19 protein-coding genes are annotated in these 16,435 nt (G+C 57.7%); 10 read left to right on the plus strand and 9 right to left on the minus strand.

Annotated features, from left to right (window positions below; all coding sequences use genetic code 11):
- The first annotated feature begins 66 nt into the window (after positions 1 to 66).
- Entirely contained in the window at positions 67 to 303 is a 237-nt protein-coding gene (locus I9184_RS05735; protein WP_152457878.1) for a BolA/IbaG family iron-sulfur metabolism protein, read from the plus strand.
- A gap of 66 nt (positions 304 to 369) precedes the next feature.
- Positions 370 to 732 carry a Grx4 family monothiol glutaredoxin gene (gene grxD, locus I9184_RS05740; protein WP_171632707.1) on the plus strand — a complete coding sequence of 121 codons (363 nt, stop codon included), beginning with the start codon at positions 370 to 372 and terminating at the stop codon, positions 730 to 732.
- Positions 733 to 738: 6 nt separating this feature from the next.
- Here grxD and I9184_RS05745 read toward each other — a convergent pair whose 3' ends face one another.
- Genes I9184_RS05745 through I9184_RS05755 form a run of 3 tightly spaced genes read right to left on the minus strand, consistent with a single transcriptional unit; the run spans position 739 to position 2,332 of the window.
- The gene (locus I9184_RS05745; RefSeq protein ID WP_171723341.1) at positions 739 to 1,086 is read right to left on the minus strand and encodes an MliC family protein; all 348 of its coding nucleotides are present in this window, start codon (positions 1,084 to 1,086) and stop codon (positions 739 to 741) included.
- On the minus strand, positions 1,083 to 1,478 hold the full coding sequence (locus I9184_RS05750; RefSeq protein WP_171632712.1) for a cell division protein ZapA: 396 nt from the start codon (positions 1,476 to 1,478) through the stop codon (positions 1,083 to 1,085). Before I9184_RS05750 ends, I9184_RS05745 begins: the two co-directional genes overlap by 4 nt.
- Positions 1,478 to 2,332, minus strand: a complete 855-nt coding sequence (locus I9184_RS05755; protein ID WP_171723342.1) for a hypothetical protein — start codon at positions 2,330 to 2,332, stop codon at positions 1,478 to 1,480. Before I9184_RS05755 ends, I9184_RS05750 begins: the two co-directional genes overlap by 1 nt.
- 236 nt (positions 2,333 to 2,568) lie before the next feature.
- Here I9184_RS05755 and tkt point away from each other — a divergent pair, with 236 nt between their 5' ends.
- Positions 2,569 to 4,593 carry a transketolase gene (gene tkt / locus I9184_RS05760; protein WP_171723343.1) on the plus strand — a complete coding sequence of 675 codons (2,025 nt, stop codon included), beginning with the start codon at positions 2,569 to 2,571 and terminating at the stop codon, positions 4,591 to 4,593.
- A 56-nt stretch (positions 4,594 to 4,649) separates the two neighbouring features.
- Here the strand turns inward: tkt and I9184_RS05765 are convergent, their stop codons facing one another.
- Positions 4,650 to 5,609, minus strand: a complete 960-nt coding sequence (locus tag I9184_RS05765; RefSeq protein ID WP_209833237.1) for a DUF808 domain-containing protein — start codon at positions 5,607 to 5,609, stop codon at positions 4,650 to 4,652.
- 181 nt (positions 5,610 to 5,790) lie between these two features.
- Here I9184_RS05765 and gap (I9184_RS05770) point away from each other — a divergent pair, with 181 nt between their 5' ends.
- From gap (I9184_RS05770) to gap (I9184_RS05780), 3 genes are all read left to right on the plus strand, one after another.
- Entirely contained in the window at positions 5,791 to 6,792 is a 1,002-nt protein-coding gene (gene gap / locus I9184_RS05770; RefSeq protein WP_152457871.1) for a type I glyceraldehyde-3-phosphate dehydrogenase, read from the plus strand.
- 72 nt (positions 6,793 to 6,864) lie between these two features.
- Positions 6,865 to 7,008, plus strand: coding sequence for a hypothetical protein (locus tag I9184_RS05775; protein WP_171632722.1), 144 nt, complete (start codon positions 6,865 to 6,867; stop codon positions 7,006 to 7,008).
- 82 nt (positions 7,009 to 7,090) lie between these two features.
- A complete protein-coding gene (gene gap / locus I9184_RS05780; RefSeq protein WP_209833239.1) occupies positions 7,091 to 8,095 on the plus strand; it encodes a type I glyceraldehyde-3-phosphate dehydrogenase in 1,005 nt (334 codons plus the stop codon).
- On the opposite strand, the gene coaD is transcribed toward gap (I9184_RS05780), so the two are convergent.
- The 3 genes from coaD to I9184_RS05795 all read right to left on the minus strand — a co-directional run bounded on the left by coaD (position 8,087) and on the right by I9184_RS05795 (position 10,064).
- On the minus strand, positions 8,087 to 8,578 hold the full coding sequence (coaD, locus tag I9184_RS05785; protein ID WP_152457869.1) for a pantetheine-phosphate adenylyltransferase: 492 nt from the start codon (positions 8,576 to 8,578) through the stop codon (positions 8,087 to 8,089). The genes gap (I9184_RS05780) and coaD overlap by 9 nt on opposite strands.
- Positions 8,579 to 8,663: 85 nt before the next feature.
- Positions 8,664 to 9,101 carry a CBS domain-containing protein gene (locus tag I9184_RS05790; RefSeq protein WP_171632726.1) on the minus strand — a complete coding sequence of 146 codons (438 nt, stop codon included), beginning with the start codon at positions 9,099 to 9,101 and terminating at the stop codon, positions 8,664 to 8,666.
- A gap of 60 nt (positions 9,102 to 9,161) precedes the next feature.
- The gene (locus tag I9184_RS05795) at positions 9,162 to 10,064 is read right to left on the minus strand and encodes a LysR family transcriptional regulator (protein WP_152457867.1); all 903 of its coding nucleotides are present in this window, start codon (positions 10,062 to 10,064) and stop codon (positions 9,162 to 9,164) included.
- A 104-nt stretch (positions 10,065 to 10,168) separates the two neighbouring features.
- On the opposite strand from I9184_RS05795, the gene I9184_RS05800 reads away from it, so the two are divergent.
- Positions 10,169 to 11,668: a CoA-acylating methylmalonate-semialdehyde dehydrogenase gene (locus tag I9184_RS05800; protein ID WP_171632733.1), complete on the plus strand. Its 1,500-nt coding sequence runs from the start codon at positions 10,169 to 10,171 to the stop codon at positions 11,666 to 11,668.
- A 189-nt stretch (positions 11,669 to 11,857) separates the two neighbouring features.
- Positions 11,858 to 12,457, plus strand: coding sequence for a L,D-transpeptidase (locus I9184_RS05805; protein WP_171632735.1), 600 nt, complete (start codon positions 11,858 to 11,860; stop codon positions 12,455 to 12,457).
- Positions 12,458 to 12,525: 68 nt separating this feature from the next.
- On the opposite strand, the gene I9184_RS05810 is transcribed toward I9184_RS05805, so the two are convergent.
- Complete coding sequence (locus I9184_RS05810; protein ID WP_152457864.1) at positions 12,526 to 13,002, minus strand: fasciclin domain-containing protein; 477 nt, start codon at positions 13,000 to 13,002, stop codon at positions 12,526 to 12,528.
- A 71-nt stretch (positions 13,003 to 13,073) separates the two neighbouring features.
- On the minus strand, positions 13,074 to 13,925 hold the full coding sequence (locus I9184_RS05815) for a class I SAM-dependent methyltransferase (RefSeq protein ID WP_171723344.1): 852 nt from the start codon (positions 13,923 to 13,925) through the stop codon (positions 13,074 to 13,076).
- Between the two features lie 137 nt (positions 13,926 to 14,062).
- On the opposite strand from I9184_RS05815, the gene I9184_RS05820 reads away from it, so the two are divergent.
- Together I9184_RS05820 and I9184_RS05825 are read left to right on the plus strand one after the other, a co-directional pair.
- Entirely contained in the window at positions 14,063 to 15,178 is a 1,116-nt protein-coding gene (locus I9184_RS05820; RefSeq protein WP_171632742.1) for a carboxylate-amine ligase, read from the plus strand.
- A gap of 112 nt (positions 15,179 to 15,290) precedes the next feature.
- Complete coding sequence (locus I9184_RS05825; protein WP_209833241.1) at positions 15,291 to 16,433, plus strand: acyl-CoA dehydrogenase family protein; 1,143 nt, start codon at positions 15,291 to 15,293, stop codon at positions 16,431 to 16,433.
- Positions 16,434 to 16,435 lie beyond the last annotated feature (2 nt).

Raw genomic sequence — 16,435 nt, forward strand, 5'->3', positions numbered from 1 at the left:
CCAGTGCTCTTGCACGCCCGGTTCATGCGCTCTACATCTTGGGAAAGACCTTCTGGAGTTATCTACATGCCGATGAGCGCCCACGAAATCGAACACCTGCTGCGCGAAGCCTTTCCCGACGCCGAGATTCAGGTCGGCGGAAATGACGGTGTTCATATGTCTGCCATGGTGGTGGATGAAAGCTTTCGCGGCAAAAACCGGGTTCAGCAACAGCGCGCTGTTTACGCAGCTCTGAAGGGCAAGATGGACGGCCCGGACGGAGAATTGCACGCGCTGGCGCTCACCACCAAAGTGCCGGAATAAGCTTCTCGGCTTCTTTCGAGGCGAACATATGACTCTCCCGTTGGAGAAACGAACAGGAAACGCAAAATGACCGACGTAAAAACCCAGATCGACGAAACCGTCAAAGCCAATGACGTGGTGCTGTACATGAAAGGCACCAAGGAAATGCCGCAATGCGGGTTTTCCTCACGCGTGGCTGGCGTGCTGAACTACATGGGCGTTGAATACACCGACGTAAACGTGCTGGCCGACGAGGAAGTGCGTCAGGGGATCAAGGATTATTCCGACTGGCCGACCGTGCCGCAGCTGTATGTCAAAGGCGAATTCGTAGGCGGTTGCGACATCATCACCGAGATGACCCTTTCGGGTGAGCTGGACACGCTTTTTGATGAAAACGGTGTCGGCTACAACAAGGAAGCAGCCGACAAAATCCGCGAAGCAAACGCGTAATCCTGCTTACCGGCTGGAACAATTCTGATAAATAGCCTGCTCATTGGCGGCGCCTGCCGCCAAATAGCTGATTGACGCGTTCCAGCCTTTTGAGCGCAGGATATAGGTTCCTTCGGCTCCGAGAGATTCATAGCGGATGCCCGATCCGCTTTCGACCTGGCGCATCGCGACCAGAGTGTTGTCCACCATCGTCGCCGCCGCGCCTGAACCGTCGGGTGCGTTGAAATAGGTCACCGGCAACGGCACGCCGTTCTCGCAGGTAAAGGTGACAGACAGAATGTCGATTTCGGCGAGTGCAGATGTTGCTGGGAAAACAAGCAAAGCACCGCAGAAGAAATTGCGCAGATAGGTCATTGTGCCTTCTTCTCCTCGACGACGGAAGCCAGCGCTTCCGCACGTGCTGCCAGTTCGGCCAGCGTATCCGTGACGGATGGCGGCACCACCGCGACTTCAATACGTTCAGGTTCCGGCACGGGCGCATTTCTCAGCGATTGAAGCTCGGCCTCGGCCTCGGCCAGCCTGGCCTCCAGCGACTTGACCTTGTCTTCCGTTGCCGCCGTCTTGTCGGCCAGCAGCAGACCGGCCATCAGCAACATACGCGCTTCGGGCATCCGCCCAATCTGATCGGACAGAACCTGCGCTTCGTCATCCAGCATTTTGGCGGCCGCCTGCAGAAAGGGTTCTTCCCCGTCCCGGCAGGACACGTCAAAACCCCGCCCGCCAATATGAATGGTTACCTCGGGCATTACTCTACCTCACCTTCTACAAGTTTTGCCTGCGACAGCAGAGGTTCCAACCGTGCCAACACGGCCTGCGCTTCGGCGGCGTCCGAAGCCTGCGCCGCACGCGTCGCCTCAAGCTCGGCAACGGTGGCGCGGTTCAGCAATTCAGCATCCGTCAGCCCTTCTGCGGCCGCGGAACGCAACTCTTCTACGGAATTCCGCAACTGCTCGTTCGCCTTGCGCATACGTTGCAGATCGTCATCCAGCCGGGACATCGCAGCGCCATGGCTGGCCCGTTCGGCCCGCAGCATCTCAAGCTCGGCGCTCAGATCATCGACCCGTACCGTATCTTCAAGTTGTGCCTTGAGGCGGCTGTTTTCCGCCTCGACTTCTTTTGCCTGAGCAAGCAATTCACGCAATTGCTCAAGCTCGGCTTTCACCGCCGAAGGATCTTCGATGCCGTCAAGTTCGGCGCGCAGTCTTTCGTTCTCGGCCTTCAACGCGTCCAGTTCGGCATTGTTGTCCAAGGCCGCCTTGGCCTCGGCCAGCTCGGCGCGGGCCGCTTCGACAGACGCGATTTTCGCCCGGGCTTCTTCCAGCTCTGCGCGCAGCGCATCCGCGTCGGCGGCACCCGCTGGTTCCGTGCGCAGCTCCTCCAGATCGGCACGCAGCGCGTCCACTTGTTTTTCGTGCTGCTCTTTCAGGGTCTTCAGTCGTTCCTGAAGCTGCGCATTGGCAACTCTTTCGTCTTCAAGTTCGGCCTGAAGCCTCTCACTTACTTCAGCATTCCGGGACGCACCGCCCAACCCTTCGACGCCCGCACTGATACGATCCATCGCAGCAATAATGCGGTGCTGTAGTTCCTCTAACTGGCTCATGCCCCTGTCACCTCTTTATCAAGGTTCATTCTGTCGCGAAGTGATCCGAATCAAAACCGAATCCCGCTTGCCGACAGTCTAACGGAATGCGACAGAAAATACCCACTGTTTGGTTTCAATCACTTGGGCCTCGCTCTTCACCTATCGGGCGTTGCCAAAGCCCGGTTCCGCTTGCACTTTGGGTGCTGAATGGTATTGAGCGCGCAATCTGCTTTTTATCCAAAGGAACAACGCCCGTGGACCTGACTGCGCTGCGCAAAGCCAACCCCGAACACTGGGACAAAGCTGCGGCCATCCGCACCCTGACCCTTGACGCCGTCGCCGCCGCAAATTCCGGCCATTCCGGCATGCCGATGGGCATGGCCGATGTTGCGACCGTTCTGTTCGAAAAGCACCTGAAATTCGACGCCTCGGCCCCGAACTGGCCGGACCGCGATCGGTTCATCCTGTCGGCTGGTCACGGTTCGATGCTGGTCTATTCACTTCTCTATCTCACCGGTCATGCCGACGTGACGCTGGAAGAGATCAAGAATTTCCGCCAGTTGGGCGCCAAGACCGCGGGCCACCCTGAAAACTTTCTGATCGATGGTGTTGAAACCACGACCGGCCCGCTTGGTCAGGGTATCTCGAATGCCGTGGGTTTCGCCATGGCCGAGGAAATCCAGCGCGCGCATTACGGCAAGAAGGTCGTGGATCACTATACTTACGTGATCGCGGGCGACGGCTGTCTGATGGAAGGCGTCAGTCAGGAAGCGATCACTTTGGCCGGCCGCCATGAGCTGAGCAAACTGATCGTCTTCTGGGACAACAACAACATCACCATCGACGGCACTGTCGATATCGCTGATCGCACCGATCAGGTCCGCCGGTTTGCGGCTTCTGGCTGGCACGTGATTGAAATCGACGGCCATGACCCCAAGGCCATCGATGCGGCCATTGTTCAGGCGAAAAAGTCCAAAAAACCAACCATGATCGCCTGTGAAACCCATATCGCTCTGGGTCATGCTGCGCAGGACACCTCGAAAGGTCATGGGGCACTGACGGATCAGGATCAGCTGAAAGCCGCGAAAGAGGCCTATGGTTGGCCCCACGACACATTCGAAGTTCCAGCCAACGTCAAATCCGCATGGGAAGCCATTGGTGCACGCGGCGCAGACGAACGTGGGGCTTGGGAAGAACGTTTTGCCCAGCTTTCCGAGAGGAAACAGGCCGAATTCAAACGCGCCTATGCATTTGAGGCCCCCAAGCGGCTGGCTGGCGCCATTCGTGCGTTCAAAAAGCAGATGTCTGAAGAGCAGCCGAAACTGGCCACCCGCGCCTCGTCCGAAAAAGTTCTGAACGTCGTGAACCCGATCATGACCGAGACTGTTGGCGGCTCGGCTGACCTGACCGGATCGAACAACACAAAATCGGCTGATATGGGCGTGTTCCTGCCGGAAAACCGCAAGGGCCGCTATATCCATTACGGCATTCGCGAGCACGGCATGGCCGCTGCGATGAACGGCATGGCGCTGCACGGCGGTATCCGCCCCTATGGCGGTACGTTTATGGCCTTCACCGATTATGCCCGCCCATCCATGCGGCTGGCGGCACTGATGAAGATCCCGTCGGTTTTCGTAATGACCCATGACTCGATCGGTCTGGGCGAGGATGGCCCGACCCACCAGCCGGTGGAACATCTGGCCATCTCGCGCGCGACGCCGAACACTTATGTGTTCCGTCCCGCCGATACGATCGAGACCGCCGAAGCCTGGGAACTGGCGCTGACCTTCAAGGACAGCCCCTCGGTCCTGTCGCTGACCCGCCAGGGCGTGCCGACCGTGCGCAAGGATCACAAGACCAAGAACCTGACCGCACAAGGCGCCTATGTTCTGGCCGAGGCCGAGGGCAAGCGTCAGGCGATCCTGATTGCAACAGGTTCCGAGGTTTCGCTGGCCATGGAAGCCAAAGCGATGCTCGAAGCCGAAGGCATCGGCACCCGCGTCGTCTCGATGCCCTGCATGGAGCTGTTCGCCGAGCAGGACGAAGCCTATCGCAAGCGGGTACTGCCTGCCGGTCCGGTCCGCGTCGGCATCGAGGCCGCCGTGCGCGCCGGTGGCTGGGATCGCTGGCTGCTGGGCGAGCGTGGCCGCGAAGCCAAGGCAGGCTTCATCGGCATGTCCAGCTTCGGTGCCTCGGCCCCTGCCGGTGAGCTGTACAAGCATTTCGGCATTACGGCCGAAGCAACTGTGGCCAAGGTCAAGGAATTGTTGGGACTGTAAGACAGTCCCTTCTGATCGAGCAAAGGGCGGCTTTGGCCGCTCTTTTCATTTTGGTTTCAATGCGTTTCGGATTTGCTGAACAGGGGCATGATTATCTTGGTTGCCACCGGGATCAAAACCAATCCCCAAGCCAAACCAAATACGCCATCCATCGTGGCCTTGGATACCCACTCAACCGCACCAACCCATTGATCAGACACGGAATGTCCAATGGCATAGGCCCAATCATGGATATGATGGCCCAGCCAGCCAAAACCCAGAACCTCCATCCCGTGGATGACGATCGAGCCCCCCACCCACAGCATCGCGGCAGTTCCGACAATGGACAGTGTTTTCATCACCCCGGGCATTGCCTTGACCAACCCTCGGCCCAGACCGCGACCGATAGGTGTTGGCGCGTTCTGCGCCAGAAAAAGCCCCACATCATCCATTTTCACGATCAACGCGACGGATCCATAGACGGCCACCGTCACGCCGATCCCGACAACAGCCAGCGTCGCGGCCTGCATCCACAGGTTCGGGGCTTCGATCGCCGCCAGTGCAATGGTCATGATCTCGGCAGACAGAATGAAATCAGTCTTGATGGCGCCCTTGACCTTTTGCTCCTCCAGGTGGCCCGGATCGCGGTTTTTCATGTCGTCCTCAATCACATGGCTGCCATGAGGAAACAGAACATGAAAAATCTTCTCGGCCCCTTCAAAACATAAATATGACCCGCCAAGCATCAACAAGGGCGTGATCAGCCACGGCGCAAAATTGGCCAGCAACAAGGCGACGGGCAGCAAGAGTATGATCTTGTTGAAGATCGACCCGCGCGCAATGCGCCAGATGATCGGCAACTCGCGCGCCGGGGCGAAACCCTGCACATATTTCGGCGTCACCGCTGCGTCATCGATGATCACACCGGCGGTTTTGGCCCCCGCTTTGCCTGCCGCCGCAACCACATCGTCCACTGATGCCGCCGCAACCTTGGCAATGCCCGCCACATCATCCAACAGGGCCAAAAGACCACTCATCGCGTTTCCCTTCAATCTGCTGTCGCCAACCGGACCCTACCTGATCCAACGGCTAGCGCAAGCGTTAGCGCAACCGGCGCAGGTTTGCGCTAACACCTTAAAAATATGCCGCTTTTGCCCTTTTGAGATTCCCTTTTCGCCGTTATATGGCCCTCAAAGCAAGCGCATCTGGAGACGTCATATGACCATCAAGGTCGGTATCAATGGTTTTGGCCGTATTGGCCGCTGCACCCTGTCGCACATCGCCGCGTCCGGGCGCAACGACATCGAAGTGATCAAAGTCAACGCAACTGGCCCGTTGGAAACCTCGGCGCATCTGTTGAAATATGACAGTGTTCACGGGCGTTTTCCGCGCGACGTCACCATTGACGGCAATACCATGGATCTGGGTCGCGGCCCGATGCAGATGTTCTCGACCTACGACATGACCGAGTTGGACTGGGAAGGCTGTGACGTCGTCCTTGAATGCACCGGTAAGTTCAACGATGGCCTGAAGGCCAAAACGCATCTGGAACGTGGCGCCGGCAAGGTACTGCTGTCGGCTCCGGGCAAGAACGTGGACAAGACCATCGTTTTCGGCGTCAATCACAACACGCTGGCCGCCAATGACAACATGGTATCGAACGGTTCGTGCACGACCAACTGCCTCGCCCCGCTGGCAAAGGTGCTGGATGAGGGCGTCGGTATCGAACACGGTATCATGACGACCATCCACGCCTACACAGGCGACCAGCCGACACTGGACCGTCGCCACAGCGACCTCTACCGCGCCCGCGCTGCTGCAATGTCGATGATCCCGACCTCGACCGGCGCCGCCAAGGCGCTGGGTGAAGTTCTGCCAAACCTAAAAGGCCGTCTGGACGGTTCCGCCATTCGCGTCCCAACCCCGAATGTTTCGGCGGTGGACCTGACGTTCCGTGCCTCACGCGACACAAGCACGGCGGAAATCAACGCGATCGTCGAAGAGGCCGCCAAAGGCCCGATGCAGCGCGTTCTGGGATATGAGCCCGCTCCGCTGGTGTCGACCGACTTCAACCACACCGAGGAAAGCTCGATCTTTGCACCGGATCAGACCCGCGTCGTCGATGACCGCATGGTCCGCGTTCTGGCCTGGTATGACAATGAATGGGGCTTCTCGGTTCGTATGGCCGACGTAGCTGTTGCGATGGGCCGCCTTAACTGACCCTTCGGACTTCGCTTGTACCTTGATGCCCGCTCAGGTTATCTGAGCGGGCATTTTACGTTCGGGACAGCCATGACCAACCAAATCGCTATCTGGCTCGGCCTTCTTCTTCTCGGCGTTATCATGTTGGATGTAGCGCTGTACGGCACCGAACATCTGCTTTTCCTCGGAAAGAAGCTTTACGACTTTCTGGACTGGCTCGCTTTCTGGCGCTGACAGAGGTTTTCCTTGACATTTCGCTTGATCTGTCATTGTTAGCGCTAACTCATCTTACTGAGACATTTGGACGGAGCAGACCATGACCTTGAAACTGGCGATCAACGGATTTGGACGGATCGGGCGCGGGGTTCTGCGTGCGGTGATGGAAAGCGGACGTACAGACGTTGAGATCGTCGCGATCAACGATCTTGGAAAACCCGAAATGAACGCGCACCTGTTTGAATTTGACAGCGTTCACGGCCGCTATCCCAACCCGGTTACGCTCAGCGATGCAAGTCTGGACGTGGGTCGTGGTCCAATTCGGCTGAGTAGCGAGCGCAACCCCGAGGATCTGCCCTGGTCGGATATTGACGTCGTTCTGGAATGTACGGGTGTGTTTCGTACGCGCGAGGCGGCGGAACGTCACTTCAAGAACGGATCCCGGAAAGTTCTGATCTCTGCCCCGGCCCGAGGTGACGGCGGTGTGAAAACCATCGTCTTTGGCGTCAACGATGGCGAACTGACCGCCGATGATCTGGTGGTGTCAAACGCATCCTGCACCACCAACTGCCTGTCTCCTGTTGCTGCCGCTCTGGATGCCGGCCTTGGTATCAAGCACGGCAACATGACCACTGTTCACGCTTATACTGCCAGCCAGCCTGTGCATGATACAGTGGGAAAAGATCCCTACCTGTCCCGAGCGGCAGCGCTGTCGATGATCCCTACGACAACCGGTGCGGCCGCTGCCGTGGGCCTGGTGCTGCCGCAACTCAAAGGAAAACTGACCGGTCAGGCCATCCGCGTTCCAAGCCCGAATGTCTCGGTCGTCGATCTTGTGGCCGAGGTTTCACGCCCCACGACCGAAGAAGAGGTCAACCAACTGTTCGTCGATGCGGCTGCCAAAATCCCCGGCGTTCTTGCCGCGGAAAGCCGTCCTCTGGTTTCCATCGACTTCAATCACGACCCGCACAGCTCGACCGTGTCACTGGCTGAAACCAAGGTTACTGATGGCACGCTGGTTCGTGTGCTGGCGTGGTATGACAATGAATGGGGCTTTTCGAACCGGATGCTTGATACGGCGGCCGCAATGGGTGCCCTAGCCTAACCTTTTTTTCAGCGCATCATTGACACGGGGCGTGACGAATTTCGACACGTCCCCGTTCAACCGGGCGATTTCCTTCACCAGCTTGGACGCGATCGCCTGATGGCGCGCTTCGGCCATCAGGAACACGGTCTCGATCGAATCGTCCAGAGCCCGGTTCATGCCGACCATCTGAAACTCGTATTCGAAATCGGCAACCGCACGCAGGCCGCGCACGATGATTTGTGCGCCTACATCCCGCGCACAATCAATCAGCAGGTTTTCGAAGGGGTGCGCGATGATTTCGGTTCCGGTCTGCTCGGACAGCCGGGCGCATTCCGCTTCGATCATGGCCACACGCTCTTCCAGCGAGAACAGAGGGCCCTTGTCCCGGTTGATGGCCACACCGATAACCAGTTTGTCCACCAAAGCTGCCGCCCGACGGATGATATCGATGTGCCCCATGGTGATGGGATCAAAGGTTCCAGGATACAATCCAACCCGCATCGCGCCCTCCTGCGCAACAAAATTTCTGCGCAAGCAAACATAACTTTGCTGCAGGTGCAAGTGATTGCTTGGGCAACCCTTGTCGTCAGTGCCCCATTATCATGCCTTCAAGGGCATCTTTTTCCATCGCAAGTTCGGAAAGCTGAGCCTTCACCACATCACCCAAAGTGACAATGCCTACGAGTTTTCCGTCTTCAACCACCGGCATGTGGCGAAAGCGCCCCTCTGTCATACGGGACATGATGTCTTCCACGGTGGTCTGGCGCGTCGCCGTGACGAGGTTCTGGGTCATATAAGACTTAACCGGTTGGTTCAGACAACCACTGCCGCTGGCCGCCAATTCCCGGACGATGTCACGTTCTGACAGGATGCCGACCGCGGTATTGCCACCATCGTCGGAAACAACGACCGTACCGATGCGCTTGTCCGCAAGAATCTTCGAGGCCTCTGAGACTGTCGCCGTTGACGCCACGGTCACGACACCATCTGTCGCTTTGGACTTCAGGATGGCCTGAACTAGCATGAAGAATACCTCCGGAATAATAACACTTATTCCAAAGCGTTGCGCGATTGCCGCGACCTGTCAAGCGTCGGGGCCTGCTTCCAAACGAAGCACTTCATCGCGAATACCGCGTGTCAGGGCATCCGCAAAGCGGTTCAACCGCTCGTTGCGCTGGTCACCCTGATGCCTGACCAGATAGAAGCTGCGCGTCAAACTCACTTGATCCGTCAGGATTTTCCGAAGCCCCGGGTGGAATGGCAACGTGAAATCATGCGCCACGCAAACCCCTGTTCCCAGGCAGACCTGCCGCAGTTGAACCGATACCGAATTCGATGCAAGAGCGACACGGTCAACGCCAATGTCATTCAGGTAGTCAAGTTCCCGGTCAAAGATCATATCAGGGATATAGCCGATCAACCTGTGGCCCTTCAGGTCAGCTATGCTCCGGATCGGATCATGTCGCTTCAGATACTCTTCGGTCGCGACCATGTGCAGCTTGTAGTCGCTGATTTTTTTCACCAGCAGCTGACCGGCGGTCGGCGCACTGACCGTAACCGCCATATCCGCCTCGCGACGGGACAGGTTGATCACACGCGGAAGCGCCAGGATCTGAATGTCCAGATCAGGGTTTGCGTCGCTGATTTTGGCACACACCTGCGGCAGCAGATAGTTGGCACTGCCGTCCGGCGCGCCAATCCGGATTTGCCCGCTCAGGGTTTTCGTTGGTCCTGTTACCGCCCCGGCCGCCGCGCGCATCGCTTCTTCTGCGTGCAACCCGTGTTCCAACAGCCGCTGTCCCGCCGGGGTCAGAACATAACCTTGCTGCGACTTGGTGAACAATGTGGAATCCAGCGTCGCCTCCAGGCGCGCAATGCGCCGACCAACGGTGGCCGGGTCGATCTTCAGGATACGACCAGCGGATGACAGGCTTTCCTCGCGCGCGACAGCCAAGAATATCCGCATATCATCCCAGTTTGGGGTCATTTTGATCCCTTTTGCATTTTTGCAAAACTCTTTTGAGACATTGCCTCTGTTCGCGGGATTTCTGCAAGCCTATTCTGCGCGCAAATCTATCGGAGGAGCTATTGATGCAAAACCTGACCCATTTCCTGAACGGCGAAATGGTCGCCGGAACGTCCGGTCGTTTCGACGACGTCTACAACCCGGCAACGGGTGAAGTTCAATACAAGTGCCCGATGGCCAGTGCAGCGGAAACCACCGCCGCGATCGAGGCCGCCGCTGCGGCCCAGCCCGCATGGGGCGCAACCAACCCGCAAAAGCGCGCGCGCGTCATGATGGCCATGGTCGGCCTGATGAACCGCGACATGGACAAACTGGCCGAAGCGCTGAGTCGCGAGCACGGCAAAACCATCCCCGACGCCAAGGGTGATTTGCAGCGTGGTCTAGAAGTGATCGAATACTGCATTGGCGCGCCGCAGATGCTCAAGGGTGAGTTTACCGACAGCGCGGGCCCCGGCATTGACATGTATTCCATGCGCCAGCCTCTGGGCGTTGTCGGTTCGATCATGCCATTCAACTTTCCGGCCATGATGCCGCTCTGGCATGTTGGCCCTGCTCTGGCCTGCGGTAACGCCGTTGTTCTGAAACCGTCCGAACGCGACCCGTCCGTGCCCCTGATGCTGGCTGAACTGTTCGTCGAAGCCGGCCTGCCCAAAGGCGTTTTCCAGGTCGTAAACGGCGACAAGGAAGCTGTCGACACCATCCTCGACAGCGAGATTATTCAGGGCGTCAGCTTTGTGGGTTCAACCCCGATCGCACAGTATATCTACAGCCGCGCAACCGCGAATGGGAAACGAGCACAGTGCTTCGGCGGTGCCAAGAACCATATGATCGTCATGCCCGACGCCGATCTGGATCAGGCCGCGGACGCGCTGGTTGGCGCTGGTTTCGGTGCGGCCGGCGAACGCTGCATGGCAATCTCTGTCGCGGTTCCCGTTGGGGAAGAAACCGCAGACAAGCTGATCGAAAAGCTGATCCCGCGCGTCGAAAAGCTAAAAGTGGGCCCCTACACCGCTGGTGACGATGTCGACATGGGCCCTGTAGTAACAGCGGCCGCGAAACAGCGCATTCTGGGCCTGATCAATTCAGGCGTCGAACAGGGTGCGAAACTGGTTGTCGACAACCGCGACTTCAGCCTGCAAGGCTATGAGGACGGTTTCTTTGTCGGCCCGCACCTGTTCGACAACGTGACGCCCGAGATGGACATCTACAAACAGGAAATCTTTGGCCCGGTTCTGTCCACCGTGCGCGCGGGTTCTTACGAAGAGGCCCTTAAACTGGCGATGGATCACGAATACGGAAACGGCACCGCGATCTTTACCCGCGATGGTGATACCGCACGTGACTTTGCCAGCCGTGTAAACATCGGAATGGTCGGCATCAATGTTCCGATCCCGGTTCCGCTGGCCTATCACACCTTCGGCGGTTGGAAGAAATCCATGTTCGGCGATCTGAACCAGCACGGCCCGGACAGCTTCAAGTTCTACACCCGCACCAAAACCGTGACCGCACGCTGGCCGTCTGGCATCAAGGAAGGTGGCGAGTTTAACTTCAAAGCAATGGACTGATCCTACAGTTTCATGACGCTTGAAGCCCGGCCCGTTCAACGGCCGGGCTTTTTGCATCTTTCCGCCGAAAAACCTGCTTTCGTCCAATCGGTCACAGGAAATTCAAGTGGTTCACTCTGGAAAAATCCAACCAACACCCATATTTTGGCGTGAACATTGTACTGAGCAGTGAACTTATCGGAGGCAACCTTGTCCCAATCTCGTATAACCCGTCGCTCTGCCTTGCTGGGCGTGGCCTCTTTGGTGGCAACACCTGCCCTTGTTCGGGCACAAAGCACGGATGCTTTCCCTGAAACGGAAGACGCGATCAGTACGCAATTGCCGGTCCGACGCAATATATCGTCCTTCTCGCAACAGAGTTGGCAGGACCATTTCGATGAATTGGGCGTTGGATGCCTGCTGGCCGACATCACCAGCCGCGCCGTCCATTACTGGGGGCCTGACGGCACCTACAAACTGTACCCAAGTTCCGTGCCCATGAGCGAAGAGCTTACCAAACGCGGGTACACGAAAGTTGTGCGTAAAACCGAATTCCCAAGCTGGACACCTACGGCATCAATGCGCGAACGTGACCCTTCGCTGCCACTTCGGATGGAAGGTGGCGATCCCGGCAACCCACTGGGAACCCGCGCCATGTATCTGGGTTGGCCTGCCTATCTTGTCCATGGCACGCACGACACGCGCAAGATCGGTCGTCAGAGCTCGTCAGGTTGCATTGGCCTGTACAACCAGCATGTCGAAGAGCTGTATCCGCTGGTAAAAGTTGGCACACAGGTTCGACTGGTCTGATCCACCCTCTCTGAAACGCAAAAGCCCCGGTCGGTCGCCGGGGCTTTCTTGTCTTCGGAAGACGGCATTTATTCCGGCAGGATTACCGCGTCGACGACGTGGATGACGCCATTGCTGGCTTCAATGTCGGCCTGTACGACCTTGGCGTCGTTCACTTTCACGCCGTTTTTGGCGTTGACGCTCAGCCGGTCGCCCTGAACAGTCAGAACCTTGGCGCGTTTGCCGGCGATATCTCCAGACATAACCTTGGCCGGTACCACGTGATAGGTCAGAATCGCGACCAGTTGATCCTTGTTTTCTGGTTTCAAAAGCGTCTCGACAGTGCCTTCAGGAAGCGCAGCAAAGGCTTCGTCTGTGGGTGCAAATACCGTGAACGGACCATCCCCTTTCAGGGTGTCAACCAAGCCTGCAGCCTGAACGGCGGCGACCAGAGTATTGAACGACCCGGCGGCAACGGCGGTGTCGACGATATCAGCGGCCTGAGCTTTGAGCGGCATAGCAAAAGCAAGTGCGGCGGCTGCGCCCATGAATGTACGACGGAACATAGCTGTCTTCTCCTCTCCAGCGTGTTATGGAAAGGGTTACGGACCTTTTGCCGCAATGGATCACTTTGGTTTCAGTTTTCTTTGAGCTGCACCCAGATGCTTTGCGCCCGCCCCTCGGCCAGGAACGGCAAGGCAACAACGGCATCAGGCCGATCCTGTTGCAGGTAATACCCCGGCCAAAGCATTGAATACGCGCCAGATTGCAGCAAGCTGTGCAATACGTACTGCTCTCCCCAGCCTGGGCAATCATAGAAGAAGCGCTTGGGATATTCGTAGGGCAAAAAAACATCGTGAACGTGGATCACCACCCCGGGATTCAGCGACGGTATAATGCGGCAGAACAGATGTGCGACATCGTTGCTCATCCGCACAACATGGCTGGAATCGATGAACAGAATGTCTCCGGTCTCCAGCTCTGCGAATAGCGCCGGGTCAGTTTCTTCAAGACGTTTTTGTTCGAACCGGTCGACCACATGGGCAATATCGGCGCGAGGGTACGGATCAATCGCGGTAATGGTGGTATCCAGATTGCCATCGATGATTGCCTGACGGGTCACACGGGTGGAATTGCCGCATCCGACCTCTATCACGCGTTTGGGCTGAAAACGGCGGATCATCAGATACAATGCATCCGCATCCGGGCTGTCATAGTAACCATTGCCGGTACGATAACCGGTCTGGTTGCGTGCGGGATCTTTCAGCGCCTCCAGGGCAGCTTTGTGACGCTCGTATTCCGCCACAAGTTGAGAGATGTCGAACCCCTCCATCCCTGGCGACAAAGCATAAGCGGGGCGCGTCAACCCACCCGCCGCTTCGAAGGCTTCCAGCCGCGCCCGTTCATCCTGTTCCGTAACTCTGTCGACCAGTTTCACCCCCAATTCTTCAAGGGCGGCATTGATCTTCGGGAATTTTCTGGGTTTCAAGGCGCTGGCTCCGCGATCTGTGATGCAATGTTCCTTACCGTTGCGAACCGTTTCTCTGCAAGGGCAAGCCTGTCAAACCCTTGGCAAAACGTAAATTTCCGTATTCACTGATGGAACGGACAACTGTGAGGGGCCCCATGCAGCAGGAATTTACACTCGGGATCGAAGAAGAATACCTGTTGGTGGATCGTGACAGCCTGCAATTGTCCGAAGCCCCCGAAGCGCTGATGGCGGCCTGCCAAAGCGATTTCGAAGGTCAGGTCAGCCCCGAGTTCCTGCAATGTCAAATCGAGGTTGGAACCAGACCACACGCCACGGTCGCTTCGGCGCGCGAAGACCTGAAGCGGCTGCGGTCATGCGTTTCGAAACGGGCCGCCGAATACAACCTGTCCCCTATCGCCGTCTCGTGCCACCCGTTCGCCAACTGGAAGGATCAACACCACACCCGGAAAGAACGGTATGACGCGCTGCAACATGCATTGGGCGGCGTTGCCCGGCGGATGCTGATCTGCGGGATGCATGTACATGTCGGGGTCGAGGACCCTGCCCTGCGTGCCGATCTAATGCCGCAACTGTCATACTTTCTTCCTCATCTTCTGGCGTTGTCCACGTCTTCGCCCTATTGGAACGGCGAGGATACCGGCCTGTCTTCATACCGGCTGACGGTGTTCGACAACCTGCCCCGCACCGGGCTGCCGCCCGTTTTCGCCAGCTGGGGCGAGTATGAACGGAACACAGGCATTCTGGTCGAGCTTGGGGTCATCGAAGACACCACCAAGATTTGGTGGGATCTGCGCCCCTCACATCGTTTCCCAACTTTGGAAACGCGGATCATGGATGTTCAACCCCGTCTGGAGCACACTTTGTCGTTGGCGGCACTGGTTCAGGCATTGACCCGGATGCTGTGCCGTCTGAAGGATCGCAACCTGCGCTGGCGGCAATATGATCGTTTCCTGATCGGTGAAAACCGCTGGCGCGCACAGCGCTACGGAGTGGGTGAAGGGCTGATCGATTTCGGCGACCGGTCAGTCAAACCCATGTCTGAACTGATCGGCGACCTCATGGGGTTGTTGGCAGAAGACACCGAAGCACTTGGCACGATGACCGAGCTTGCACAGCTCAGGCAGATTGCTGAAAACGGCACTTCCGCCACGCGCCAACGCCGTATTCATGCCGAGGCATCAGCGCGCGGTGATGATCCCGGCCAAGCCGTCGTGCGCCACCTGATCGAGGAGTTTCACGCCGATCTCTGAACGTTTCCGGCTTGCGACCCGTTTCAACCGACTCATTGTTGCGCCTGCAAAATTTCTGTAAGAATTCAGAAATAAACAACCGTTCAATTCATTGCCGACGGGAGGGAGCGTCATGGATTTCGCACTCAGCGAGGAGCAAACAGCCATATTCGACATGGCGCACGCGTTCGGGCAGGAAAACATCGCCCCCTTTGCGCGCCAGTGGGAGGCGGACGGAACCATTCCCAAAACCTTGTGGCCCCAGATAGGCGAGCTTGGTTTTGGCGCGCTTTACGTATCCGAGGAAAGCGGAGGGTCACATCTGACCCGCCTGGATGCCACGCTGGTTTTCGAGGCGCTGTCGATGGCCTGCCCCTCAGTCGCCGCCTTCCTGTCGATCCACAACATGTGCGCCAAGATGTTGGACAATTTCGCGGATGATGACCTAAAGGCGCGCATCATGCCGGATGTTCTGAGCCTGAATACGGTTCTGAGCTATTGCCTGACCGAGCCCGGTTCCGGCTCTGACGCGGCGGCCTTGAAAACCCGCGCCGAACGCACCAACGAAGGATATACGTTGAACGGTACCAAAGCGTTCATCTCGGGCGGTGGCTATTCGGATGCCTATGTTTGCATGGTACGCACCGGTCAGGACGGGCCCAAGGGGATCTCGACCGTCTATGTCGAGGACGGCACGCCGGGGCTCAGCTTTGGGGCGCTGGAACAGAAAATGGGCTGGAAAAGCCAACCCACTGCGCAGGTTCAGTTCGACGACTGCAAAATTCCCGCTGGCAACCTCGTGGGCACCGAAGGCGACGGCTTCAAATACGCGATGATGGGCCTCGATGGCGGACGTCTCAATATCGCGGCCTGTTCTCTTGGGGCTGCTCAGGCCGGGCTGGATATGACCCTGCAATACATGTCCGAGCGCAAGGCGTTCGGCCAATCCATCGATCAGTTCCAGGCCCTTCAGTTCCGTCTGGCGGATATGGAGATCGAATTACAGGCGGCACGCACCTTCCTGCGCCAGGCGGCGTGGAAACTGGACAACGGCGCGCCCGATGCCACGAAATTCTGTGCGATGGCGAAGAAATTCGTAACCGAAACCGGGTCGAAGGTGGTGGATCAGTGCCTGCAACTGCATGGCGGGTACGGATATCTTGCGGATTACGGCATCGAAAAGCTTGTGCGCGATCTTCGCGTGCATCAGATTTTGGAAGGCACGAACGAGATTATGCGCGTGATCGTCGCGCGTCAAATGCTCGCCAATCGCTGAGG

Source organism: Ruegeria sp. HKCCE3926 (genome assembly GCF_017872515.1).
Taxonomy (GTDB): Bacteria; Pseudomonadota; Alphaproteobacteria; order Rhodobacterales; family Rhodobacteraceae; genus Ruegeria.